This is a genomic window from Vibrio sp. 970, assembly GCF_033339075.1.
Map to the genome: position 1 here is coordinate 147,409 of NZ_JAWOTW010000009.1, position 26,268 is coordinate 173,676.

The 26,268-nt window shown below is 45.7% G+C and carries 16 protein-coding genes; 3 read left to right on the forward strand and 13 right to left on the reverse strand.

All coding sequences use genetic code 11. From position 1 onward, the window contains the following. Window positions 1-106: 106 nt before the first annotated feature. From R7Q11_RS14980 to hemL, 13 genes are all read right to left on the reverse strand, one after another. A complete protein-coding gene (locus R7Q11_RS14980) occupies window positions 107-2,515 on the reverse strand; it encodes a GH36-type glycosyl hydrolase domain-containing protein (RefSeq protein WP_005380050.1) in 2,409 nt (802 codons plus the stop codon). A gap of 84 nt (window positions 2,516-2,599) precedes the next feature. Continuing rightward, window positions 2,600-4,519, reverse strand: a complete 1,920-nt coding sequence (locus tag R7Q11_RS14985; RefSeq protein WP_213871667.1) for a beta-N-acetylhexosaminidase — start codon at window positions 4,517-4,519, stop codon at window positions 2,600-2,602. 8 nt (window positions 4,520-4,527) lie between these two features. Further along, entirely contained in the window at window positions 4,528-5,418 is an 891-nt protein-coding gene (locus R7Q11_RS14990) for an N-acetylglucosamine kinase (protein ID WP_005380046.1), read from the reverse strand. Window positions 5,419-5,420: 2 nt separating this feature from the next. After that, window positions 5,421-7,160, reverse strand: a complete 1,740-nt coding sequence (locus tag R7Q11_RS14995) for a glycoside hydrolase family 9 protein (protein ID WP_167415427.1) — start codon at window positions 7,158-7,160, stop codon at window positions 5,421-5,423. 63 nt (window positions 7,161-7,223) lie between these two features. Next, window positions 7,224-8,219: an ABC transporter ATP-binding protein gene (locus R7Q11_RS15000; protein ID WP_005380041.1), complete on the reverse strand. Its 996-nt coding sequence runs from the start codon at window positions 8,217-8,219 to the stop codon at window positions 7,224-7,226. Between the two features lie 47 nt (window positions 8,220-8,266). Beyond that, window positions 8,267-9,250, reverse strand: coding sequence for an ABC transporter ATP-binding protein (locus R7Q11_RS15005; RefSeq protein WP_005386550.1), 984 nt, complete (start codon window positions 9,248-9,250; stop codon window positions 8,267-8,269). Window positions 9,251-9,252: 2 nt separating this feature from the next. Beyond that, window positions 9,253-10,278, reverse strand: coding sequence for an ABC transporter permease (locus R7Q11_RS15010; protein WP_025768199.1), 1,026 nt, complete (start codon window positions 10,276-10,278; stop codon window positions 9,253-9,255). Window positions 10,279-10,280: 2 nt separating this feature from the next. Beyond that, window positions 10,281-11,267, reverse strand: coding sequence for an ABC transporter permease (locus tag R7Q11_RS15015; RefSeq protein WP_005380038.1), 987 nt, complete (start codon window positions 11,265-11,267; stop codon window positions 10,281-10,283). A gap of 170 nt (window positions 11,268-11,437) precedes the next feature. Then, window positions 11,438-13,120, reverse strand: coding sequence for an ABC transporter substrate-binding protein (locus R7Q11_RS15020; protein ID WP_005380037.1), 1,683 nt, complete (start codon window positions 13,118-13,120; stop codon window positions 11,438-11,440). A 780-nt stretch (window positions 13,121-13,900) separates the two neighbouring features. Beyond that, entirely contained in the window at window positions 13,901-17,287 is a 3,387-nt protein-coding gene (locus R7Q11_RS15025) for a response regulator (RefSeq protein WP_005380036.1), read from the reverse strand. 226 nt (window positions 17,288-17,513) lie between these two features. After that, on the reverse strand, window positions 17,514-18,539 hold the full coding sequence (rsmC, locus tag R7Q11_RS15030) for a 16S rRNA (guanine(1207)-N(2))-methyltransferase RsmC (RefSeq protein ID WP_222712300.1): 1,026 nt from the start codon (window positions 18,537-18,539) through the stop codon (window positions 17,514-17,516). 76 nt (window positions 18,540-18,615) lie between these two features. Next, window positions 18,616-19,701 carry an AI-2E family transporter gene (locus R7Q11_RS15035; RefSeq protein ID WP_031779035.1) on the reverse strand — a complete coding sequence of 362 codons (1,086 nt, stop codon included), beginning with the start codon at window positions 19,699-19,701 and terminating at the stop codon, window positions 18,616-18,618. 345 nt (window positions 19,702-20,046) lie between these two features. Then, window positions 20,047-21,342, reverse strand: a complete 1,296-nt coding sequence (hemL, locus tag R7Q11_RS15040; RefSeq protein ID WP_005380032.1) for a glutamate-1-semialdehyde 2,1-aminomutase — start codon at window positions 21,340-21,342, stop codon at window positions 20,047-20,049. Between the two features lie 246 nt (window positions 21,343-21,588). Here hemL and erpA point away from each other — a divergent pair, with 246 nt between their 5' ends. The 3 genes from erpA to vmeK all read left to right on the forward strand — a co-directional run bounded on the left by erpA (window position 21,589) and on the right by vmeK (window position 26,265). Continuing rightward, entirely contained in the window at window positions 21,589-21,930 is a 342-nt protein-coding gene (gene erpA / locus R7Q11_RS15045) for an iron-sulfur cluster insertion protein ErpA (protein WP_005380031.1), read from the forward strand. Between the two features lie 105 nt (window positions 21,931-22,035). Beyond that, on the forward strand, window positions 22,036-23,151 hold the full coding sequence (locus R7Q11_RS15050) for an efflux RND transporter periplasmic adaptor subunit (protein ID WP_053304105.1): 1,116 nt from the start codon (window positions 22,036-22,038) through the stop codon (window positions 23,149-23,151). A 9-nt stretch (window positions 23,152-23,160) separates the two neighbouring features. Continuing rightward, window positions 23,161-26,265 carry a multidrug efflux RND transporter permease subunit VmeK gene (gene vmeK, locus R7Q11_RS15055; protein WP_225466549.1) on the forward strand — a complete coding sequence of 1,035 codons (3,105 nt, stop codon included), beginning with the start codon at window positions 23,161-23,163 and terminating at the stop codon, window positions 26,263-26,265. Window positions 26,266-26,268 lie beyond the last annotated feature (3 nt).

Consider the following 26,268-nt stretch of genomic DNA (forward strand, 5'->3'; position numbering starts at 1 on the left):
GCGGCATCCCACCGCGTCTTAAATCTTTGCTAGCGAACCGATGCACTTGTAAAACATAAATGCACCGGATAAATCAAAAGGGGAGAAGGACTCCCCCAAAAGATGATTAACCTAGAGTAACGATAACTTCGTTTACTGAACCTTCCGCTTGAACTGGTACAGATGCACCATTTACAGCTTCACCGTTCACGGTAATCGACTTAACGCCTTTGCTTACTGAGTCTGGGTTAACGACTTTGATGTTGTACGTTGCTCCTAGCCATTGGCGAGTCACTTCGAAACCAGGCCAGTTCGTTGGGATACATGGATCGATAGTTAGGCCATCGAAGCCTGTACGCACACCAAGAATAAAGTTGGTAACAGCGAAGTAAGCCCAGCCTGACGTACCTGTTAACCATGGGTGGTTTGCACGACCGTGGTCTTGGTGGTCACGACCCATGATGAACTGAACGTATGAGTATGGTTCTGCAATACGTTTTTCGATGATGTCGTTCTGGTTGTATGGGTTTAGCGCATCGTAGAACTTCATTGCACGATCACCACGACCCAGTTTCGCTTCAGCTACCCAAGCCCATGGGTTTGGATGCGAGAATATCGCACCGTTCTCTTTTACGCCTTGGTAAACACGAGTTACGAAGCCGATATCATCATTCGGTGTTGCAAAAGATGGTGAGTTTAGGTGGAGGCCGTATTCAGAGAATAGGTTCTCATCGACAGCGTCCATCGCTTTTTCGCCGCGCTCTTGAGATACCGCACCAGAAAGTACCGCAAGTGTGTTTGACTCTAGGTGTACACGACCTTCTTTTTGTTGCGCTGTACCGATCTTTTCGCCGTTTTTCGTTAGACCACGGATATACCAGCCGCCTTCTTCGTCCCAAAGGTGTGTTTCACACGCTTCACGCACGTTTGCTGCCATCTCGGTGTATTTTTCAACGTCGGCTTCCTTACCTAGGTATTTCGCTAGGTCGATGAACTCCTGCAGTGCCCAGAAATGTAGGAACGACACCATTGAAGATTCGCCGCCACCTAGGTTCAGACAGTCGTTCCAGTCTGCACGCAGACCTTTACAGATACCGGTTTGACCTACGTATTCAGCCGAGAAGTCTAGCGCGGCTTTCATGTGGTCATAAACCGTTGCATCGCCACCGTCGGCGTAAGGGATCACTTCGTCGAAGAAGCTGTGCTCACCGGTTTCCATCACGTACTTACAGATGGTTGGAACTAGCCATAGGTGATCATCAGAACAGGTGTCTTCGATGCCGTGAATTTTGTCTTCATCAGAAGGTGTTGGAACTACGGTTGGAGATTTAGATGGTTTAACATCCGCTTTTTCTGGATCAAACCAATCTGGATCGAATAGGTGTAGACCGTAGCCCGCTTTTACTTGGCCGCGCAGTAGGTCAACGATACGTTTGCGCGTCATTGCTGGGTTAGCGTGAGGAACTGAGATTGCATCTTGCGCTGTATCGCGGTAACCAAGACCAGTACGGCCTCCCACCTCGATGAATGAAGCAAAGCGAGACCACACCACACACGTTTCCGCTTGGTATAACGTCCAAGCGTTGATCATGGTATCTAGACCTTCGTTTGGTGATTTCACTTGGAACTTGCCACAACGCTCATCCCAGTGTGCTTTGATACCCGCAAATGCGTTATCGACTTCTGCAAGGTCTTGGTACTTAGCACGCAGACGCTCTCCGTTGCCTTTACCGATACCGAGAATGTAAGCAAAGCGAACTTCTTCACCCGGCTGAATAGTAAATTGCTTATGCAAAGAGCCACAGTGGTTGTAACAAGTTTGCGCTGTATTGAAACACTTACCTTGTTCTACCGCTAACGGGTTTGCTTCGTCACGGTATAGGCCTAGGAAGCTGTCACGTTGGCCGTCGTATGAATCTGGGGCAAATGTTGAAGCTAGGTAGTAGAAGCCTTCGAAATCGTTGGTGTTGTAGTACAGGTCGTACTCTATCACGCCTTCGTTGTAAGCCGTACCTGCCGAGTACAGAGACATCTGATGGTTTTGGTTATCAGATTGAATGTGGCTGAATGAGAACTCAACAAATGAGAATGCACTGATCGTACGTGGTTTGTCAGAGGTGTTTTTAATCACTACATCCCAGATTTCAGCGTCTTCGCCTTTTGGCACGAACAGAGTTTTTGTTGCGGTAATACCGCTGTATTCACATTTGAACTTAGAGTAAGACAAGCCGTGACGAACTTCGTAGTTTGCTTCGTCTAGGCTCTTCGCAACTGGTTGCCAAGAGATTGACCAGTAATCACCTGTCTCATCATCACGCAAGTAAACGTAGTGTCCTGGGCGATCGAATGTCGCATTTGGACGGAATTTAGTAACACGGTTGTATTCTGGAGAGTTGTAGAACGAGTAGCCACCCGCGTTGTGCGAGATAACCGTACAGAACTTCTCAGTACCTAGGTAGTTGGTCCATGGTGCTGGTACGTCAGGGCGAGTGATGACGTATTCGCGATTCTCGTTATCGAAATAGCCGTATTTCATTTGTGTCTTTCCTTTTTACGAAGCTGCATCAGCAGCCAAAATTTAAAAACTCTTCAAGCGTGATGTTTCGACATCAGTTTTGTATTACTTCCACGGTTTACGGTAATTCACTCCCTGCAAATCAAGCAGAGGTAGATGGCCTTTCAAGCGTGATAAATAGTCGGTCCAATCTCGGTGTTGTTTGTCTGTCCAACATGCTTCTGCCATTGCAGTTAAACGAGGGAAGATCATGTAGTCCATGCGAGGTTGGTTATTGATAATTTCGCACCATAATGCTGTTTGAATGCCCCAAATGCGCTTACGTATTGGGTCGTCAGCAGGCACTTCAGCGAGCGGCTCGTAGTTGTAAGCTTTTTCTAGTGGCAGTGGGTTTGCCCAGTCCACGCCCGGTTCTTCAGGTGCGTAGTCTTGGGTCATATCTAGGTAAGTGGTTTGTGCTGGTTGCAGCACCACATCAAAGCCTTGGCGAGCACAGTTCAATGCCGCTTCTTCGCTTAGCCATGAGTAGATCACCGTATCTTTACTGACTTTGTCGCCGTGTTGAGCCTCTTCCCAGCCCAGCATGCGTTTGCCCAATTTACGAAGTTTGTCTTCGGCATAACGCAAGAAGTGTCCTTGCAAATCTTTGTAGTCGCTGTAACCCAGTTGTTCCATTAGTGCTTGGCATGCTGGGCTTTTTGACCATACGCCGTTAGGTACTTCGTCGGCACCAATATGAACGTAAGGCGCAGGAAAAAGTGCAGAGACTTCTTCTAGCACTTTGTCGATAAATTCATAACTCCCCGGCAGAGCAGGGTTAATGACGTTGTCGTTGTAATGCTGAATACTGCGGTATTCGGTGGTATCTTCCGCTTCTACCAATAGGTGTGGTAACGACTTGATGGCGGCTCGGCAATGACCAGGTACATCAATTTCAGGAATGATGGTGATGCCTCGTTGCGATGCAAATTCGATAACGTCTTTGATGTCTTCTTGTGTGTAGAAGCCGCCGTAACGTTCATCAAAGTGCGTGTACTGTGGTTCATTGATCTCATCCAATCCGCGCCAAGCACCAATATCGGTCAGTTGAGGCAGTGATTTGATTTCAATTCGCCAACCCTCATCGTCGGTGAGATGCCAATGGAACGTATTGAACTTGTAATGAGCCAGTTGGTTGATCAAGCGTTTGACTTGCTCAACGGAGTGAAAGTGACGAGCACAATCCAGCATCATACCGCGGTAACGAAAACGTGGCCTGTCCTTGATTGAACAGCAAACTACTTCCATTGAGTTAGGTTGATCGCCAACTTTGATTAGTTGTAACAACGTTGCACAAGCATGGGTAAAACCAGACGAAGATCCTGCTTCAATTTTGATTGACTCTTCGGCTACTTTCAGTTTGTAAGCGCCTTCATCCAAGGTTGGGTTGCCTTTGAAGATGATCTGACTGCCATTGTCTGATGCGAACTCAAATTGGTGAATGCGCTTAAGCTCTTCAAGTAGCCATTCTTTAGCTGAATTGGCCAGGCTTGAATAAACCGCGACGCCAGCATGATGATCAAAGCTAAAATAGTGATCGCTGACCTCAATATGGTTTGGTTTTGGCAGCAAGGGCTGTGCATGGGTTAAACTTGCCGGAATCTCACTGCGTTCACGGTATGGTGAAGCTAATACGATAGGCGTGACATCCACTTGTGCGCGCTGTGGGTTTCCATCAACGACAAAGTTGATCATCGCTTCGTTAAAGCCATCCGAGTAATAACGGAATGGGTTCGAACCAATACTGAATTCACAGTAATAGTGATGGTTGGCAGCCAGTACCACCCCTTCTGGTTTAAGTGTGCAAAAACTACCAATTTGAGTCAGTTGACCATTTGAAACGCTGTTTGGAAGAATGTAACGATCGAAAGCGAAAGTTAAGCTCCAGCTGTTTAGGTCTTGGTCGCTCAAGTTATGAAAGGTGAGGCCAAAGCGGCAGTTTTGTTTCTGCTCAGAAAGGACTACGAGATCAACACGATATTCCATATCTACTCCTACGCCGCACTGAGCGAGTAAAGGTTATGTTCTGGTTTGCCAGCAAACATAATTGCGCCTTCAATCGCGTCAAACTGTGGCTCAACAATCCATTGCTGAACTGGTGGTGAAAGCCAACGTACAATGCGTTCAGCTATGCTGCCCATTAAACAAATACGTGTTGCGCCGCGCTTGTTTAATGCCACGAGAAACATTTCTATATCCGCTGCGGTTTGCTTCAGCATTTCAATGGCCAGTGCATCGCCTTGTTCCGCATGTTGGAAAATAGCCGGAGAAAACTGCCCATAATCACGAGGAAGCGCCTGTTTTGACCACGCCACCACGTTGTCGACCTCATTTTCGAAATGCGTCATAACGTGTTGTGCTAGGGGCGTTTTTTCTCTGATGCCATCTTCAGCTAACAAAACTTGCTGAACTAGGCGTAGCCCCATCACTGCGCCGCCACCTTGATCCGAAATAGGGAACTCACGACCACCGACAACATGTTGCTCCAATCCGTTAAGGTAGATGCCACAAGAACCGGTTCCCGCAATCATGATTGCGCCATCTTCGCCATTGTGCGCACCAACGCACGCACCGTAAGCATCGGTATTCAGAGTCATACTGGCAAATGGATGAGGAAGAGACATGAAGGCTTGCCAAGATGCTTTGTGCTCTGCGCCAGCAAGGGCTAAGCCGACGTGCATCGACGCGAAATCTTGTTGTGTCAGACCGCCTTGCTCGGTAGCCGAAGTGATGGATTCAAGAATCGAAGCCATTGCTATTTCAGCACCTAGCATGATGTTGGCACTGCCGCTTTTGGCCTCGCCAAGAAAATTACCTTGTGAATCTTTAATCCTGGCTCGACATGACGTGCCGCCACCATCGATACCGACAAAATACATTCCCATGATTATTCTTCCTTCATATTTTTAGAGGTCGCCAACTGAGAAGCATGCTGAGCTTGACTCATTATCGCGAGTAAGTACCAAGCGCCATGCGGGATCCATTGTTCGCCCCAGCGCCAGTTTTGTAACACGTCTTCTTTTTGTGCTGGTGGGTTAAATGCAATGTCTTCCTCGTCTTCATAGCCGCCAGTGATTCCGTTACACACGCCACCTTTTGCGTTGAAGAAACCATATTGAGGGAGGTAATCAGGGTTGTTACGACCATGGCCATCTAGCATGCACATGTCGTATGGGTTTAAGCCTACAACCCAGTTCAATGCATCTTGAGCAAACACAGAAAGTTGTTGCTGTACTTCTTGCGACGCTATATGCGGTTGAGCAAGGTACGCCATGGTCGCGAGTGAGCCCAGTCGAGCATTCTCGCCTTGCCACCAATAGCCGGATTCATTGTTGTGCGCGACAAAAAATGCCTCGCGTTTTGACTCATTTACGCCTTTAACATATTGGCGAGGGTAACCGAATGGGTTGATCACTCTATTCGATATTGTGATCTCAAACTCACACGCTAGGTTTACGATACGTTTTACCGATTCCGCTCGTGCTGAGTCGTCTTCAATTGATAGATATTCGCATAGGGCAATAACTGGTAGACCAGCTTCGGCTGCGTGAAAATATGGACGGCTGCCGTCTTGGTTTGCTGACCAAAAGTGTTGAATCTGTTCGTCGCTCATTTGGCGTGCAACTAAACGTTGCGCCCACAAACGGCTCTCTTCCAAGTAGCGAGTTTCTTTGGTTGCTTTAAACAGTTCTACACAAGCCAGTAGCGCACAGTATTCGTCGATAATGTTTTCTTCCCCATCATTGAGGTACTGCGTATTGTGCTCTTTTAAGTGCCAGTAACCATTTTCGGCAGCGTTGCGGTATTTTTGTTGATCGTATTCACCGTGAACACTTAAACGCGATGCTGCCGCTAGCGCTGCAATGGCGACACCGCCACCTTGTCGAAAGCCTGCTTGATAGTCGTCAAATTTGTGACCAAGTTGAGTTTCGTACGCGCAAATCTCGCGTTGCGCAGTATCTTTGCTCCACTTGTCAAAGACCGTCATGTAGAAAAAGCCTTTTTCGTTTTGCATACGCACAAGAAAGTCTGCACCGAACAGGGCTTCTTCAATCAGACGTGTACGTGTGAAAGCTGCAATGTCTTCGCTTCCTTCAAGCAACGAAACCCCTTTTAGGATGTTCCAAACCACCATTGGGGTTTGTTGAGGATTCAAATAATTCGCGTATGAAAGGTGACTTAAATACTTGCTAACGTCTCCTGATGCGTCGTACCAGCCGCCGTGTACATCAACCTTTTTATTGGAGTTTAGTACTGGAAGTAGTCGATCTTGTTGATCGAAGATCCCGCCGCAACGTTGCGATTTGAAGTAGTGGATCACATCTGACAAAGTTTGATCCAACAGAATGTGTTCGCCAACGATGAAAGAGGAAGAGCGCGTATCTTCTACTTGCAAGAAATAGTCACCTGACGTTGTGAAAGAGGAAAAGTCGATGAGGTAGAAATAGCCCTGATGCCAGTTCGCCACTTTACCTTGTTCTTCAACCGCAAAAGTTGCCACGGTTTTCTCGCTAGTGGCACAAATCAATTGAGCAGTGTAAGAAGACAAGTGTGGTTGTTCGGTCTGGATAATGGCTTTCTTTGGGCCCAGACGTTCATAACCAATGTGGTTAGTCAGTAGCAGCATTCAATGTCTCCGGGAAACGATAAAAACAGGAAGGGGCCAGGCTGAACCTGACCCTCGTTATGATTAATCTTCAAATAAGTAACAGCGGACAAAGTGGTTGTCGGACAGTTGAGTGACGCCCGGTAGTCGTTCGCGACATTTGTCGGTAGCGTGTACACAACGTCCAGCAAATGGACAGCCGACAGATTCGGGTGTCCAAAGTGGGATTTCCCCTTTGTTGCCTTTCAGTTTCTCGTGAATAGACTTCGATGGATCTGGAACCGCAGATACCAACAGTTGCGTATATGGGTGTTGAGGATCGTGAATGATTTCTTCAGTATCGCCCCATTCAACCATGTGACCTACGTACATGACCGCGAGATCTTCAGCAATGTAACGCGCTGTTGCGATGTCGTGAGTGATGTAAAGCAGAGACATTTGTTTCTCGAACTTCATCTCTTCCATCAAGTTCAGAACACCGGCACGGATTGATACATCGAGCATCGATGTTGGCTCATCCGCCAATACCACTTCTGCACCAACTGCGATGTTACGAGCTAGGTTTACACGTTGACGCTGACCGCCAGATAGCTGGTGCGGGAACTTTTGCGCCGTTTCTTTTGGTGGAATAAGACCAACTTGTTCAAGTAGGTCGTACACACGCTCTTCCAGTTCTTTCTTGTTGCCCGGTGCTACTTTCTTATGAATCAGCAGCGGGCGCGCAATATGGTGGAAGATATTGTGCGTTGGGTTTAGCGAGCCAAACGGGTCTTGCCACACCATTTGTACACCTTCACGGTAGGTCATTAAATCGTGACGAGAGGTGATGTCTTGGATATCACGACCTTTGTATTCAATGATGCCATCGGTTGGTGCGTACATTTTTGCAATCATTTTTGCAGTAGTAGACTTACCTGAACCAGATTCACCTACCACTGACAAGCCGCGGCTCTTGTACATTTTGAAAGAGACGTCGTTGATTGCGCGCATCTTAGATTGTTTGATTGAGTTACTGTTTAAAGGGAAGTCCTTAACGACATTTTTACCCTCAATCAGCAGTTCGCCGAATTGTTTGCTCATAATTCTCTCCAGTGTAATTTTTGTTCTTAGCTAGCGTTTTTTTGTTGTTAAACCTTAGCTTGAGCAATGGTGTCGCCGTACAAATGGCAATTTGAGAGGCGACCTGGTTCAATTTGACGTAATTGGGTTGGTACACGTGTACATGCTTCATGTACGCGGTCGCAACGAGCTTGGAAGCGGCAGCCCTGTGGAACTTCTAGCAAGTTCAACGGGTTACCTGGAATGCCAGTCAATTTGGTCTTTGGTCCAGTTAGTGGAGGGAAAGAGCTACCCAAACCTTTGGTGTAAGGGTGGTAAGGACTTTCCAGAATTTGCTTAGAAGGCGCGACTTCAATCAACTCACCTGAGTACATGATGCCGATACGATCCGAGAACTCGACCATCAATGACAAGTCATGTGTGATGAACAGAATTGAGAAACCAAACTCTTCTTTAAGCGCGTAAATTTTTTGTAGAATTTCACGTTGAACCACTACATCCAATGCGGTAGTCGGTTCGTCCATGATGATCATTTTTGGGTTCAGAGCCAAAGCGATTGCGATTACTAGACGTTGACGCATACCACCAGAGAACTGGTGCGGGTAATCACTCAATCGGCTAGGGTGGATATCAACGATTTCCAGCAGACCTTCAGCGCGTGTTTTTGCTTGAGCGCGAGTCATATTGGTATGACGCATGATGACGTCACAGAACTGCTCTTCCATGGTTAGAACAGGGTTCAAAGCGTTCATCGCACTCTGGAATACCATCGACATTTCACTCCAGCGGAACGCTTGCATGCGATCATCGCTGTACTGAAGGATATCTTCACCGTTGAAGATAACCTCACCACCTGTGATAAACGCTGGTGGCTTATGAAGGCGCATTAGTGAGAAGGCAACAGTGGATTTGCCACAGCCAGATTCACCAGCCAGACCGAATACTTCACCTGGTGCAATGTCGAAGCTCACGTTGTTACAGGCGCGGACATCGCCCGCGTCTGTGATGTAGTCTACGCATAGGTTACGGATGGAAATTAGTGGTGCAGTCATGATTATTTATCTCCGCTCCATAGTGCATTTTGTGGTGCCAGTTCAGGCTCACGCTCTTTCTTGTCTTTTGCTGCTAGTTTTTTCCAGCGTTTCATGCCTTTGTGAGAACGAAGTTGAGGGTTCGCAATTTCGTCAACGGCAAAGTTCAACAGAGCAAGACCAGTAACCAGTAGTGTTAGGGCAATACAAGGTGCTAGTACTTCCCACCATGCGCCAATCAGCATGGCTGATGAGGTTTGCACGTTGTAAAGCATGATGCCCCAACTGATCGTGTTGGCATCACCCAAACCTAGGAACGAAATGACCGCTTCAGTGTTGATCGCCAGCATTACTGAGCCAATGAAGCTCGCACCGACAATTGGGATAAGGTTTGGTAAAATCTCAACGAAGATGATGCGGAATGAAGACTCTCCCAATACTTCGGCAGCTTTAACGAACTCTTTCTCGCGTAGTGCCATAGTTTGAGAGCGGACAACACGTGCACCCCATGCCCAAGAAGTACCAGCGATAATCAAGGCAATGGTGAGTGGGCCTGCTTCACCGATAAAGGCCGCCAACACGAATAGCAATGGATACTGCGGGATTACTAACATGATGTTCATCGCGGCACTCAATACGTCATCCACTTTGCCGCCGAAGTAACCTGCCGATATACCAATGACTGTTGCTAAGAAGCACACGATGATGCCAGCGCCAAAGCCTACACCCAGTGATACTCGTGCACCGTAAGCCACTTGCGACCAGATATCGCGACCCATTCGGCTAGTACCTAATACGTGGTCGGCCTTTTTAGACATAATCAGCGTACGACGATCGTCTGCTAGGTTTTTAGCGACCCAACCATCAGGATTGTTTTGTGCCTGTTTTACAACAAAGCTTGGGTATTCGTGCGGGTTACCGGTTCGCTTGTCTGGCGCATGCTTTGTAAGTAAAGGAGCGGCAATCGCAACGAACACGAACAGCGTAACAATGCCAAGACCAATGCGAGCGAATGCGTTACCTAAAATAAGTTTGAATAGTTCTTTCATGATTATTTGCCTCCCGTACGTAGGCGAGGGTCTAGAATCATGTACAGCATGTCAGCCATTAAGTTGAAGCACAGCATGAACATCGTCATGATAATTAACTGACCTTGAAGTACTTGGTAGTCACGAGCGTGAATTGCGTTCAATAGAACAGTACCTAGGCCTGGGTAGTTGAAAATCATCTCGATGATTAATTGACCACCGATGGCCATACCTAGAGACATAGACAGTGCGGTAACACTTGGAAGTAGTGCGTTACGTGCAGCGTAATTAAAGACGACGCGGTTTTCACTCAGCCCTTTACCTTTAGCCATCGTGATATAGTCTTCGGCGAGAAGGTTGATCATGTTGTTACGCATGTTAACTAGGAAGCCACCAATTTGAACGATGGTTGCACAGAATAGAGGTAGTACAGCGTGGTAACCCACGTTCTTGATGAACTCCCAGCTTGTCCAATCAGGAATAGTACCTGGCGTGTAAGCATAGCCAGATGGGAACCATTTCAGGCCAATCGCAAAGGTAAACAGCGCTAACATTGCGATAACCATTTGTGGAATAGCTTGAATGATCAATGTGCCAGGCGTTACGAATGCATCGTACTTACTACCGCGCTTCCAGGCGGCAAAAATACCAAGGACAGAAGCGATGGAGAAAGAAAGTACAACCGCAGTACCAGCTAGAAATAGTGACCAGCCAAATGCACTACCTAGTAAAGAATTAACTGAAAGTGGGTAGAACTGGATTGAGGTGCCCAATTCCCAACTTAGAATGTTTTTAATGTACGAGAAGTACTGAATGTAAATTGGCCCATCAACGAAACCGAGCAGTTCTTTCATTGCTGCGATTCGTTCTGGAGTCACCTGTACTGAAGCATTAGCAAACATCATGGTAACTGGGTCACCAGGCATTGCTCGCGGAATAATAAAGTTTAACGTCGCTGCAACTAAGAGCGCGACAAGATAGAACGACAAACGTCTTAAAAAATAACCCATAACTCACACCTTACTCACCCAGATTTTTTCCCTGTCTCTGGTTTCAGGTCGCTCCTAGCGAAATTTAGAGCGAAAAATCCCCTGACGACGAGCGCCACATATTGGTTTCGTTAACAAGGGATTTTTATAGGCGGCACACGGGATGTATGCCGCTTGAAATGAACTTCTACTTATTTAACTGGTTTTAGGTCCAGTACGTGAAGTAGACGCTCTGGGATACCTGCCCAAATGTTTGGACGGCCCTTAGGGTTTTCTTCGTTCCACCAACCAGTGAAGCGAGTTGTGTTGTATTGGTACATGTACGCGCCAGATAGCACAGGAATAGTTACTTGGTCCTGAGCAATGATCTTCTGAATGCCATGAGCGATCTCTAGTTGTTCTTGCTTATCTGCTGTCTTGTAGAAGCTGTTAAGAAGACCGTCTAGCTTATCGTTCTTGTAGAAGTGCATTGCAAAGCGAGGCATGCCGTCACCAGCTTGTAGCTTCGAGTTGTAGCCACTATCCCAGTACAAGTGTGGATCTGCACCGTGGAAGTAGTTGGTGTAAGCAACGTCGTAAGTACCTTCTAGCATTGCTTGGTTGTATACCGAGAAGTCCGGTGTACGAGCACGAGCTTTAATGCCCACTTCTGCTAGTTGCTCAACGGCTAGTTGTACTGTGTTGTTGAAGTCAGTCCAACCGTTTGGTGATTGAATTAGAAGCTCGAAAGACTTGCCAGATGGTGTATCCACAAAGCCATCTTTGTTTACATCTTTGAAGCCAGCTTTAGCTAGAAGCTTTTTCGCACCTTCCGCGTTGTATGTGTTGTAGCCTTTGTACTTGTTGTGTGTCTCTTCATCAGACCAAGCTTCGAATGCGTAGCCAAGGCCAGATGCGAAGTCGTTCACTGTACCGCCGCCGTAGAAAGCGATATCAATGATAGTTTGACGGTCTAGCGCCATAGAGAACGCACGACGGAAGTCAACGTTAGTTAGCGCTTCGTTTTTCGCAGCGTCTGGGTTTTTGAAGTTCACTACAAATGCTTGAGTACCCGCTGGTGGGTACCAGTAGTGGTGATTCGGACTTGCTGCAGCGTACGTACGGTCGATGTCTGGTACGAATGAAGACGTCCAGTCCATTTCGCCGTTAACGATCTTGCCCAAGAATTGGTCGTTGTTCGCGATTTGTGGCACACGCAGACAATCTACATCTAGGTTGTCTGCATCCCAATAATTCGGGTTCTCACACTGGATATATAGCTGCGGTGTGAAAGTGTCGATTTCAGTAAATGGACCACTTCCTACTGGATTTTCGTTTGTGAATGTAGCTGGATCTTTTACTTTGCTCCATACGTGCTTAGGTACGACGGGTACTTTCGCAATTTCGTAAGGAACGTTTGAGTTTGCTTCGCTTAGACGGAATTTAACTTGGTAGTCGTTAACTTTTTCTACGCCAGTCACCCAAGAGTTGATACCAGACTGGTCTAGCTCTGGCTTCTCTTTCACTAGGTTGAAAGAATAAACAACGTCATCAGCGGTAAACGCTTTGCCATCAGACCATTTTACGCCCTTACGGATATCGAAGGTTACGCTCATCAGGTCATCAGCCATGGTAAAGTTTTCTGCTAGACGAAATACAGGCGTGTTACCGTGCATTTCGTTAAAAACAACGAGCGGCTCGTAAATAAAGTCGGTTGTTGTGTGCAGGTTAGTTGCACCCAAGAAAGGGTTAAAGTTACGAACGAAAGTTGTAAACTCTTTAGGGTGGATAGTCAGTTCACTGCGTTCAGCCGCAGTAGCTACCGATGCAAAACCTGTAGTAGCCGTTGCAATAATTGCTGTTGCTAGTGCTGTTTTTTTAATATTGGCAAGCATAGCTGTTCCTTACTATTTGCTTTCATTTCACTAAATGGAATTGAATGTCATCAATTGATAAACACTCTCTAAGACCTACCTCTTGTACATGCCTTACTCATTACAACATTGAGTTTCGCCAAGAGTGGCCTGTAGGCCTTAGGCAGGAGTAAGAAAACACCTTATCCATAAAATAATCAAACTTGATTCCCGTTAAAAACGTTAAAATCTCTGAGCTCTCCGTTATAAACGTTATTTTGGCTAATTTTAACCAGCATTGGGCCAAAAAATAAACGTTGATATGCGTCGCAGTTTATATCCTTGTTAATAATGAGTGTTGGTGATTACTAACCTGTTGGTCCTTTTTAAATATACGTTTCCTGCTTGGTTTCTAGGTTCGGAGATCTCGCTCACATGCAGAAATGGTGTTAATTAATCAGCTAAAAATTAATCTGCCGTTCTGTTGTGATTAAGTTCGCAATCTCTATCAATAGTTCGTCAAAATCCGCTTGTTATCTGAAAAATGGCCTTTTTTATCGACAGTTTTCTTCCGTTTGTTGTCCTTTTTTTGTTGTATGAATGAAGTTTTTCGGTTGCTCGAACTTACCTAGTTAAGACAAGTTAAATGGATAAGGTCGTACGTTTTGAATACCAACAATAGATAGCGTTGTCTAACCGAATGTTCGTTATTGGAAATATGTTAACGGGGTAGGAAGAGGCGGTCTCTTTTATCTCTAGGAAGGGAATACTCGAATAACAAAAAAGCCCAGCATGCACGCTGGGCTAGTTTTTTGATAAATATTAGCTGGTCAATAGTCGCTGTAGTTTATCTCGTTGTGCTTCTATGTATGCTCTCTCGGGGCTCTGTTCTTTGCAGTGTTCGAGAATGAACTCTATCGAGCTTAGCACCGTTCTCCAACGTGGTGTTTTGGGTAATGTTTCTATACGCATGTATTTATCTAAAGTGCGTGTTTGCAAAGTACTACGGTCTAGATAAACGCGCCACAAGCCACTTTGCTCTGCAAATGCGAACTTACTTTCACCCGTTACAGATTCCCAATACTCTAAAGCATGTGTCATTGCGTCTACTAGAACTTCTCGCATAAGTTCTTGCTTGTCCTTTTTATTACCGAGTGCTTTGTCTGCAAGGCGCGTAAATTCTCCGCCAAGCTCTTTTAGCTTTTGCAATTGGTCTTTGTCACCATCAAATGCATAACTTGAAAGCACTTCTACGGCGGTTTCTAGATTATGTATGCGAGCGGCACTGGCTCCACCGCCGACATTAAAGATGTACATGATATCTAACCCTGAACCTTCAGGGAGCTTAAGAATGTCTGCTTCGATGTTCTGACGAATATCTTCAATATAGATATCAATCTTGCCACAGTAATGAGGTTGTTTGACGGTTAGATATTTAGGGGCAATCAGCTCATCAGCAGATGAGCGCTTTAGCTGTTCTAAGCTGCGCTTGAATAGCTTACAAGCAGCTTCGTTAGCAAAGCGAATACGCTTGTCTTCACGTAGACAGATGATTGCTTCAGGAGCCGATTCTAGCTGTTCCAACAAACGACCTTGAGTCTCAAGTAAGCTTGCTTCAACGACTGCTCGCTGTCTAAGTTCAGACTCTAACACTTTGTTTTCCATATGGCGCATTTCTGCTTTACTTGCCGTTAAATGCGCTTGGATACGTGCCGCCAACTCTTGTTTATTAAATGGTTTCGATAAATAGTCGTTGGCTCCTGCTTCAAAACCTCTTACACGATCTTCTGTTTGACTGAGTGCGGTGAGCATAATGATTGGCAACTCGGCATGATCATAGGTTTCACGTAGTTCACTACAAACTTGGTAGCCGCTCATGCCTGGCATCATGATATCCAATAACAGAAGTTCCGGCTTCTCTTGCTCGACGAGCGCTAACGTTTCTGGCCCATCGGAGACGGTACGCACACGATAGCCCTCTAAACGTAAAAAGCTTTCAAGCACGCGTAAGTTTACTGGTTCATCGTCAGCAACATACAGTAACGGGCCGTCTGGGTTCTCTGGAAGTGATAAGTCTTCGCTGTTCTCTACATTAACTTCAGGAATTTGGAAGTGCCCGTGCGCAGCTAGAGTCTGGGTTGCTTGGATTTCTTCTTCACTGGCGAGCGGTAAAGTGAAACTGAAGGTAGTTCCGACCATTGGTTGGCTACTGACGTATAACGAGCCTCCCATTAATTCGATCAATTGACGGCTAATGGAGAGCCCAAGTCCTGCACCTTGACGATAACGGCTCGCGTCTTGCCCTGCTTGGATGAGTGGTTCAAAAATATGTTCAAGTTGTTCTGCGGGAATTCCTTGTCCAGTATCCACGACTTGTACGCGTACATGATCATCTACCACATTAGCGGAGATAACAATTTTACCTTCTGAGGTGTATTTAATCGCATTGCCAATCAGGTTATATAGCACTTGTTCAAGGCGTTGCGGGTCAGCTGACACTGCTTTTAAATCCGCTGGGACTTGGTTGATGATGCGGATGGTTTTACTTCCGAGTAAATGGCTAGAAAGCTCTAAAACCAATCGTGTTGCACTGCCCAAACTCACTGCTGATTTCTGGATATCCATGCTTCCATAACGCATTTTATGATAATCCAACAAGTCATCGACTAGATTAGCGAGACGCTGACCACTTTTAATGATGATATCAAGCTGATATTTCTGGCTAGCGGGGATCGCACCATTGGCGCCGGACGCTAAGGTTTCAGCAATCCCGACCATGCCGTGTAACGGTGTACGAAGTTCATGAGAAGTCGTGGCTAAGAATTCATCTTTTAATTTATCGGCCAATTGCAGTTCTTCATTCTGTTTTTGAATGATCTGTATGTTGCTTTCTAGTTCTTCATTTTGCTTCTTAATGGTTTGAATCTTCTCTCGAATAGAGCGTTGCATTCGTTCAAAGCTTAACGCAAGCCGACCAATTTCATCTTTACGAACCGTATTAAAAGACGTGTCATCAAGATCCCCTGCAGAGACCTTTTCGGCAACCCAAGTCAATTTCAGCAACGGAGAAGTGATAAAGTTTGATAAATAGTGAGAAGCTATCACCACAAGGATAATGGCGATCAACATAGCGATAACGAATAGTTTTTCGAGTTGATGGATACGAGCGAAAGCTTCGTTTTCTGGTAACTGTACGACGAGCGCCCAAATCACACCACGAGTTTCAATCGGTGCATAAGCCGCGATGATTTCTTCACCTAAGCCGTTCGTGTAAGTGCCGACACCAAACGCACCAGAGAGTGCTTTATCGATCACTTCTAAACTGTTCTTAATGTCGTCTTGTTTCGTGTTAATTGTGCGAGGTTGGTGATCATTTCCAACCAGCAGGGTGTTAATGGATGACTCTCGATTAGCGTCTGCGGCTAACTTAGTGATGCCATTATTTGGCAAGCGGAACATGGCATAGCTGTGTAGATAACCTTGCTGAACAATTGGTGCACCTAGCCAAGCGACTGATTTCCCCCCTTCCAGCTCGAAGTCAGACACAATCACAGGAGTGTAGTCTTCGTTTACTTTTCGACGTTCAGTCACATCATCGGCGAGACGCTTGAAAGTTTTGCCAAGTGCCGAGTCTTTGTAGGGGCCTGATAACAAGTTCGTTCCGTAGTTATCGTCTTTGTTGATCGAGTAGGTGACGTTACCATTGATGTCTACCAGCAAAATGTCATTAAAATCAGAGCGCTTGAGGAGCTCTAAGTAGGCCCAATGATAGCGTTTATGTAAAAGCCGGTAACGTTCACTTCCTACATAGTTGGATGACTCGGGTAACGTTGAGGTTTTGATTTGGTCTCCGCTGCCCTCGATGTAGCGCTGTTGGGCGTTTTTACGAGACTCTTCAATATCATTGCCTAAACGACTAAAAGCATTGACGAGACCGTAGAATCGGCCACCACTGGCGTAAGCCAACTCTGAGCGCACAAAGCCCATGACTTCGGTTTCTCGTGCCTCAAAGTAGTCGATGATTTGCTGCTGTTTTGTATCTCGAACAGACAGTAAGTGCGAGGTGCTTTGTTCTTGCAGATCTTTACTGTGGGACTGCAAGAAAAAGATCGCAGTAATGGTAAGAGGTGTGATACTGAGCACCAGAAATGCGGTCATCAGTGTACTCTGAAGGCGCTTAAATTTCTGTTTTTTGTAGAATTTAAACATGGATAAGATTACAACTCATAATGGGCAGTTCTAAAACATACTTCGCTGCCGAGGTTCTCGTTAAAAACGGATAAGATGTTCAACTAGATAGAATTAACAAAATTAACGAGTTTTTTTTCTTTGACAAGAAAGTTAGTTGTAAAGCGTGCAGGGTGACGCAGTTTTTCTTATGAGTGTTGAATTTATGAGAAAAAATCGCGCAGGTTTGTGCCTGCGCGGGGGGAAGTTATGATTTTTTCGCGTAGTAGATAGAAAATTTATTGGTCTTATTTAGCGTCTCGCAATTATTAAACGCCCGCTCGATAATTGGTGGGTATTTTAAGAAGCTATTCGCGACAATCACCATTTCGCCGTCTTTGGTTAGATATTGTGGTGCCTGACCCAACAAGGTTTCCGCTGCGTTGTAATTTGTGTCTAGACCACTGTGGAATGGCGGGTTGCTGACGATAAAGCGGTAGTCTTTTGCGGTATCCGAGTATATATCTGATGCAAATACGCTTCCGGATAAACCATTCGCTTCTAATGTGGCTTGGCTAGAAGTGATCGCATAAGCATTAATGTCACACATCTCAATCGCGATCTCTGGATTCGCTTTCGCCATAAACGCACCGAGTACACCTGCACCACAACCAAAGTCGAGCACTTTGCCCGACAGCTTAGGTAAGGTTTCAAGCAGCAATCGGCTACCTAAGTCGAACTCGCCATGGCTGAATACGCCAGGTAGGCTCTTAACCGCTAGTGACTGCTCACCGAGTGTAACAGTGTAAGACTTAAACCAATCTGCTTGGTTGAAAGGTTTTGGCTCATTGAGGCAATTACCCCAGTAAAATGAGCAGCGACGAGCAGAGTCGTACTTGTTCACTGGGCCGTATTCTTGGAACATCTTCTCGATGCTCTTGATGCCGGAGCGGTTTTCACCAACGATGACGATTTCAGTGTTAATGCCCAGTTTCGCCATCAACATCGCCAGCAAGTATTCTGCTTCAGCTTTTGCTTTTGGCCAGTATAAAAGGACCATGTCTGCTTTTGTTTCAACATCAAACACAGAGCCAAAATGACTTTTCACTTTGTCAGAGGTTTGAATTTGGCGGTAGTAGCTATAGTTGGAAGTAAACACTTCAACAGACTCACAATGAGCCACTAACTCAAGAGGAAATAGGTCTTCAACTTCACCAGCGACTAAAACGTGTTTTCCGTTGAAGTATTCAAGTTGGCGCTGAGCTATTTGGCTAGGAGCGATATAAGCAGACATAAATTTGGTTCATCAGAAATAATTTGGGGCAGATTTTCGCACAATCTGCCCCAAGCTTGAAGTGATTAAGCGGTGACTAGCTGTTGTCTTGTTGGTTAAGGAAGTCTTTGAATTCTTCCTCGTAGATATTAAACAGTACCATGGTCACGGCAAAAATAAGTGGGCCGTAGATAAGACCAATCAAACCAAACAGATGCAGACCACCCAGTAATGAGAAGAAAATCATAAGAGTATTCATGCCGGCGCTGCCTTGCATTAGCAACGGACGTAATAGGTTATCTATAGAGCCAACGATAACTACACTCCACACCGTCAAGAAGATAGCCCAAGTCATATCGCCTGTTAAGAACAAGTACGCTGCTGCAGGAATCCAGATTAGCGCGGTTCCTACCACTGGAATGAATGATGCAAAGCCCATCATTGTTCCCCAAAATAACCCAGGGAAACCGGCGAGCCACATACCGATACCGCCAGCCAAACCTTGAGCAATCGCTGTCATGAATGAGCCCATCACGGCTGATTTAGAAACTTGCTCTATCTCTGTCAATATGCGGTCTTCTTGGCTACGTGAGAGTGGCAGGATATGACGAATCGCAGAGATAATTTTGTCGTGGTCACGAAGCAGAAAAAACAGCACAAACAGCATCAGGAAGAAGTTCATTAGGAAGTTGGTTGCGTCTCCTAAAATCTTTGCGCTGATAGCAACTAAGTTAGAGCCAAACGATGTGGCAAATTGACCAATTTTCTCAGCAATGGCTTTGGGCTCGATTTTATCAAAAGGTAAGTACTCATTAACAATCGCTAAGCCTTTGATAACGAAAGGATGTTGGAATATATCTTGGATACCACCATTGGTAACCCAATTATATGTATTTTGTGAGAAAACAGAGCCTTGCTGAACAATGGCGGCAAACACAAATAAAAGCGGGATAACAATAATAAACGTCAAGACGACACATGACAGCAGTGCTGCCATATTTGGGTGCTTGGGAATTTTCTGCTCAAACCATTCGTGTATCGGAAACATGAGCAAAGAAATGATAAAAGCCATCACAATGGAATTGATATATGGCTCAACCAATAAGTAGCAAGCAAAAGCAGCGGCGAGTAAAGCAACCATTAGTACTCGGTGACTCGACGTTATTTTTACATTATTTGGCATGGTATTAGTCCAACTTACAGGTGACGTTTACGGTTTATGCCTTCAATGATGGCGTGTAACCTTTATTACTTTGCACTCTTAACTCTTTCAAGCTTATGACAATGCCGAATTAGAGCAGGGCGATGTACCTTGCTATAATGACTACAAATCAGTCGGTTATCAATCAAGAGATGAGCTATGGGTTGTTGCAACGGTGATAAAAAGTGTCAAACCGAGAAAAAAGCTAAGCGAATACCGTGGTTTGGCATTGTCGTTGGGGTATTAGCGATATTGGTTATTTTGAATTGGCAATAAAAAAGGACCGTTACGGTCCTTTTCTAAATGCGTTATCGCCGTTTTTAGCGATTATTTCGCTTCTTCTGCAAGAACAGCAAAACAGCGGTCAGCCGCTTCTAATGTGGCATCAATCTCTTTTGAACCATGAGCGAGTGAAGTAAAGCTCGCTTCAAACGCAGATGGCGCAAGGTAGACACCGTGTTTTAGCATTAAGTGGAAGAAACGCTTGAAGCGTTCTACATCGCACTTCGTTACGTCTTCGTAGCAAGTTACTTTTTCCTGGTCAGTGAAGAAGAAGCCGAACATACCGCCCACTTGGTTAACAACTAGCGGAATACCGTGTTTTTCTGCTAGAGACTTAAAGCCTTCAGCAAGTTGTTTCGTTTTAGAAGCTAGGCGCTTTTCGTTGCCTTCTTCTTTTAGAAGGTTCAAACATGCGTAGCCTGCTGCCATTGCGACAGGGTTACCGGAAAGGGTACCAGCTTGGTAAACTGGGCCTGTAGGTGCAACGTATTGCATCACTTCTTTACGGCCACCGAAAGCACCTACTGGCATACCGCCACCAATCACTTTACCCAGTGTCGTTAGGTCGGGTTTGATGTTGTAGTGTGCTTGCGCGCCGCCTAGAGCAACACGGAAGCCTGTCATTACTTCATCAAAAATTAGTAGCGCGCCTTCTTGATCACAGATTTCACGTAGCCCTTCGTGGAAGCCTTCCACTGGTGGAATACAGTTCATGTTGCCTGCTACTGGCTCAACGATGATACAAGCAATTTCGCCTTTGTTAGCAGCAAATAGCTCGCGTACAGAATCTAGGTCGTTGAATGTTGCTGTTAGCGTGTGCTTAGCAAAATCTGCAGGAACGCCAGGAGAGCTTGGTTGACCTAGAGTTAGTGCACCAGAACCTGCTTTTACTAGCAAGCTGTCAGCGTGGCCGTGGTAACAACCTTCAAATTTCATGATCTTGTCGCGACCGGTGAAGCCACGTGCAAGACGAATCGCGCTCATCGTAGCTTCAGTACCAGAACTTACCATGCGGATTTGCTCCATTGATGGAACAAGCTCAGAAACTAATTCTGCCATCGCGATTTCAAGTTCTGTTGGCGCACCGAAGCTAAGACCGCGTTGCGCTGCATCAATTACTGCTTCGCGGATAACTGCGTGGTTGTGGCCAAGAATCATTGGACCCCAAGAGCCAACGTAATCAATATACGCTTTACCATCGGCATCAAAAATCAGTGGACCGTCTGCTCGTTCGATAAATAGCGGAGAACCGCCAACGCCGTTGAATGCACGAACTGGTGAATTGACACCGCCAGGGATGGTTTGCTGAGCTTTTTGATACAGCTCTGATGATTTGGTCATGGGGTTATCCTCTTTTGATTGCTCGGACCAAGTGGAGCGCATTGTACCTAGCTATAATCAAGTTAGAAACGTTTTGCTTAATTTATGTGTTGTTTCGCAGTGTAATCTTATATATCCGCATCTGTTATAAAGAATCGGCGGCGAATACTTGAACGAGTTTGTCAGGTATTGGATAATCGTCTCAATTAGCACAAATTTGACGTCTTGCTTCAGGCTTGACGCATTACACGAGTGAGAGAGGTCTTCGTGAGCGAAGTAAACGTACCATTATCTTTTTCTGACGCAGCAGCATCTCGCGTTAAAGCATTGATTGCTGAAGAAGAAAACCCAGCATTGAAACTGCGCGTATACATTACTGGCGGCGGCTGCAGCGGCTTCCAATACGGCTTTACTTTTGATGAAAATGTAAACGAAGGCGATACGACAATCGTAAACAGTGGTGTAACACTGGTTGTAGACCCTATGAGTCTGCAATATCTCGTTGGCGGTATTGTTGACTACACAGAAGGGTTGGAAGGAGCGCGCTTCTTCGTAAATAACCCAAATGCAACGACAACATGTGGTTGTGGTGCATCGTTCAGTGTGTAATTAACACCTAACAGGCAGCTAATGGCTGCCTGTGCTTTATGTAGAAGGATGTCACGTAAAGCACACGCTCGCAGATATGCAGAGAAATAATAAAAAGGACTTTATATGTCTGGACTTTCTTTTGGACGCCGAATTGTCGAGCGCCCTTGGCTAGTATCTCTTATCCTCGTCTTACTTCTTGTTGCATGGCTAACCATCGGCCAACTCAAAGCACAAGATGATCATCCTAACTCTTCAACATCCACGAACACGACACCACTTGCAAAGGTGATGTTTGATACTTTTCTTGCCGAACCTACCAGTAAAACCATTGAATTGTATGGACGAACAGCGCCCAATCGTCAAGCGCGTCTTGGCGCCGAAGTTGCCGGTAAAATAGTCAGTCTTAACATAAAGAAAGGCCAAGCGGTCAAACAGGGACAAGTGATCGCAAACATCGATAAGCGCGACCTTGGCATTCAACTTAAACGGGCCCAGGCGATGCTGTTGGTTAAAGAGAAAGAGTTTAATGCAGCTAAATCGCTAAAAAGTCGCGGACTGCAAGGTGAGGTTGCATTTGCGACAGCGCAAGCAGCGTTGGTAGATGCACGTGCGAATTTGAGTAACGTGCAAACGGCTTTAAGAAATACTGAGGTTAAAGCGCCATTTGATGGCATCGTAGATCATCACTTTGTTGAGTTAGGTGATTTTGTCGGGATTGGCGATCCCATTGCGACGGTCATTGATTTGGATACTCTAGTGATTGAAGCCGATGTCAGTGAACGGCATATACAATACCTTAAGGAAGGCCTAGAAGCCGACGTAAGAACCATTAACCAACAGCATCATCAAGGTCGTGTGCGCTACATTGGACGTGTTTCTTCTGCTTCTACTAATACATTTCCAATTGAAATCGAAATTGATAATCAAGACGCAAGAATTCCTGCCGGTATGAGCGCAGAAGTACAGCTGCCTTTGAGTGAAGTGTTGGCGGTAAAGATTACGGCTGCCATGTTAGCACTAGATGAAGAAGGTAACTTAGGTGTCAAGACACTGCGTAATGAGCATGTTGAGTTTGTTCCAATTCAACTCGTTAAGGCCGAGGATGATGGTGTGTGGCTCTCTGGGTTAGGAGAGCGTGTAGATATTATCGTGCTGGGACAAGGTTTTGTGCGAGATGGTGATCAAGTACTGGCCAATAAAGTTGATGACGTAGTTCTTGAAGCAGCTAATGAGCAGTAAGGAGCACCTATGTACACTCTGATTGATGCTGCGTTATCTCGCGCTCGCACTATGCTGACATTATTGGTGATGATATTAATTGCAGGTGTCATTACTTACGTCACAATCCCCAAGGAATCGAGCCCTGATATTACCATTCCGATCATTTATGTTTCTGTTGGACATCAAGGTATTTCTCCTGTCGATGCCGAGCGTTTATTGGTTCGCCCAATAGAGCAAGAGCTGCGTTCAATTGAAGGCGTAAAAGAGATGACCTCTGTGGCATCAGAAGGTCATGCTTCGGTGACGCTGGAATTTAGTGTCGGAGTGGATCTTGATAAAGCGATGGCAGATGTGCGTGATGCGGTTGATCTTGCGAAGCCAAAGTTACCAGAGGACAGTGATGAGCCAACGGTAAACGAAGTCACGTTTGCATCTGAAGAGCCTGTGTTGACCGTTGTGCTCTATGGCACCGTACCAGAGCGAACCATTGTTCAGATTGCCAGAACGTTACGTGATCGTTTGGAAAGTTTCCGTCAGGTTCTTGAGGTTGAAATCGCAGGAGATCGCGAAGACATCGTGGAGATAGTTGTCGATCCGCTATTGATGGAAAGCTACGGTCTCGATCAAGCGGATATCTATAATTTAATTGCCTTGAATAACCGAGTTGTGGCAGCGGGGTTTGTCGATACTGGGTATGGACGCTTTTCGGTAAAAGTCCCATCGGTTTTTGATTCACTGAAAGATGTGCTTGAACTACCGATCAAGGTGAATGGCAAAGAGGTGATCACTTTTGGCGATGTGGCGACAGTACGACGTGCATTTCGCGATCCTGAAAGTTTTGCTCGTTTAGATGGCGAATCTGCCATCGTTTTGGATGTAAAAAAACGAGCAGGGGAAAACATTATTGAAACGGTTGAGCTGGTAAAAGAAGTACTGGCTCAGGGACAGAAGCGCGCCGAGTGGCCCGACAATTTGCAAGTTAAATACACTTGGGATCAATCCGACGATGTCAAATTGATGCTCAGTGATCTACAAAACAATATCTTATCCGCAATTATCCTCGTAGTTATCGTCATTATTGCCATATTGGGGGTTAGGACCGCGCTTCTCGTGGGGATTTCTATTCCAGGATCGTTCTTGACTGGGTTGTTGGTGTTATCGGTATTTGGGCTGACGGTCAATATCGTCGTACTGTTTGCTTTAATTATGGCGGTAGGCATGTTGGTGGATGGTGCCATTGTGGTGACAGAGTTTGCAGATCGGCGCATGCAAGAAGGAACGCCACGTAAAGAAGCCTATCGAGATGCAGCAAAGCGAATGGCCTGGCCTATTACCGCATCCACAGCAACCACATTGGCTGCGTTTGCTCCGTTACTTTTCTGGCCAGACATCACTGGTGAGTTCATGAAGTACTTACCACTTACTTTAATTGCTACCTTGGCCGCTTCGCTGATGATGGCTTTATTGTTCGTTCCTGTCATCGGTGGGATCATTGGCAAGCCTCAAGTAGTCAATCAGAAAGCTCAGCGAGAAATGGTGGAGCTGCATAACGGCAACTTTGAAAAAGCGACTGGCATTACCAAGCTTTATTACCAGACTCTGTCGGTAGCGATTCGTCATCCATGGAAGGTCTTACTCAGCGCGATACTGCTAGCGGCAGGTGTCGGCTTCACTTACAACAAAGCTGGCTTGGGTGCAGAGTTTTTCCCTGAGGTGGACCCTGCCTTTTTTACCGTTAAAGTTCGTTCTTATGGTGACCTGTCTGTTTACGAAAAAGATGTTGTTATGCGCGAAATCGAGAAGGTGATGCTTGGTCATGACGAGTTTGAAAGTGTCTACACGCGCACAGGATCGAGCGATAATGGGGACGAGATTGGCCAGATTCAAATAACGCCTGTGGATTGGCAGTATCGACGCAAAGTGAAAACCATTATTGAGGAACTAAAAGAGACGACAGACCGCTTTTATGGTGTTGAACTTGAGTATAAATTCCCGGACGCAGGACCGCCTGTCGAGCATGATCTCGTGATTGAAGTGTCATCACGAAATTTGAGTGTTAGTGCGTTAGATGAAGCAGCCAAAAAAGTACGACATTGGGCTGATGGTAATCCTGCACTGACCAACTTGAGTGATACCACTAATAAGGAAGGGATTGATTGGCAAATTGATATCCAGCGAGATGACGCCTCTCGCTTTGCAGCGGATGCTACTTTAGTCGGGAATACCGTCCAGTTTGTTACGAACGGCTTGAAAATAGGCGATTATTTGCCCGATGATGCGGATGAAGAAGTCGATATTTTGGTGCGCTATCCGCAAGATAAGCGCGACATAGGTCGATTTGATCAACTGAGAGTGAAAACGGCAGCTGGTCTGGTACCGATTACGAATTTTGCTCAAATCAAACCAGATCATAAGCAAGACACTATTCGTCGGGTCGACGGTCATCGAGTTATCAATATTAAAGCGGATATGATGGAAGGTTACAATTTGGCGCTTGAGTTACCTAAGATTGCCGCTGGAATGGAACAGCTCGACTTACCGGAAGGCATTGAATATAAGATTCGGGGTCAAAATGAAGAGCAGGAAAACTCATCAGCATTCTTGCAAAATGCTTTTATTGTCGCGCTTGGTGTGATGGCTTTGATTTTAATTACGCAGTTTAATAGCTTTTATCAAGCTTTCTTAATCCTTAGTGCAGTGCTGTTTTCTACCGTTGGTGTCTTCGCTGGATTACTTATTTTCCAAAAGCCATTTGGCATCATTATGTCGGGAATTGGAGTGATTGCGTTGGCTGGTATCGTGGTAAACAACAATATTGTTTTAATCGATACTTATAATCAGATGCGTAAACGTGGCTTAGAAAAATCTGAGGCTATTTTGCGTACGGGTGTGCAGCGTTTAAGACCCGTTTTACTCACGACGGTGACCACCATATTAGGCTTATTGCCAATGGTGTTAGAAATGAACATCGACTTAGTTAATCAGAAAGTGGAGTTTGGCGCACCAAGCACTCAATGGTGGTCTCAGCTTGCGACCGCTGTCGCGGGTGGTTTGGCGTTTGCGACTTTGCTAACGTTAGTTCTGACACCGTGTTTGCTTATGCTCGGGAGAGAGCATCACTCCGAACAGTAAGCT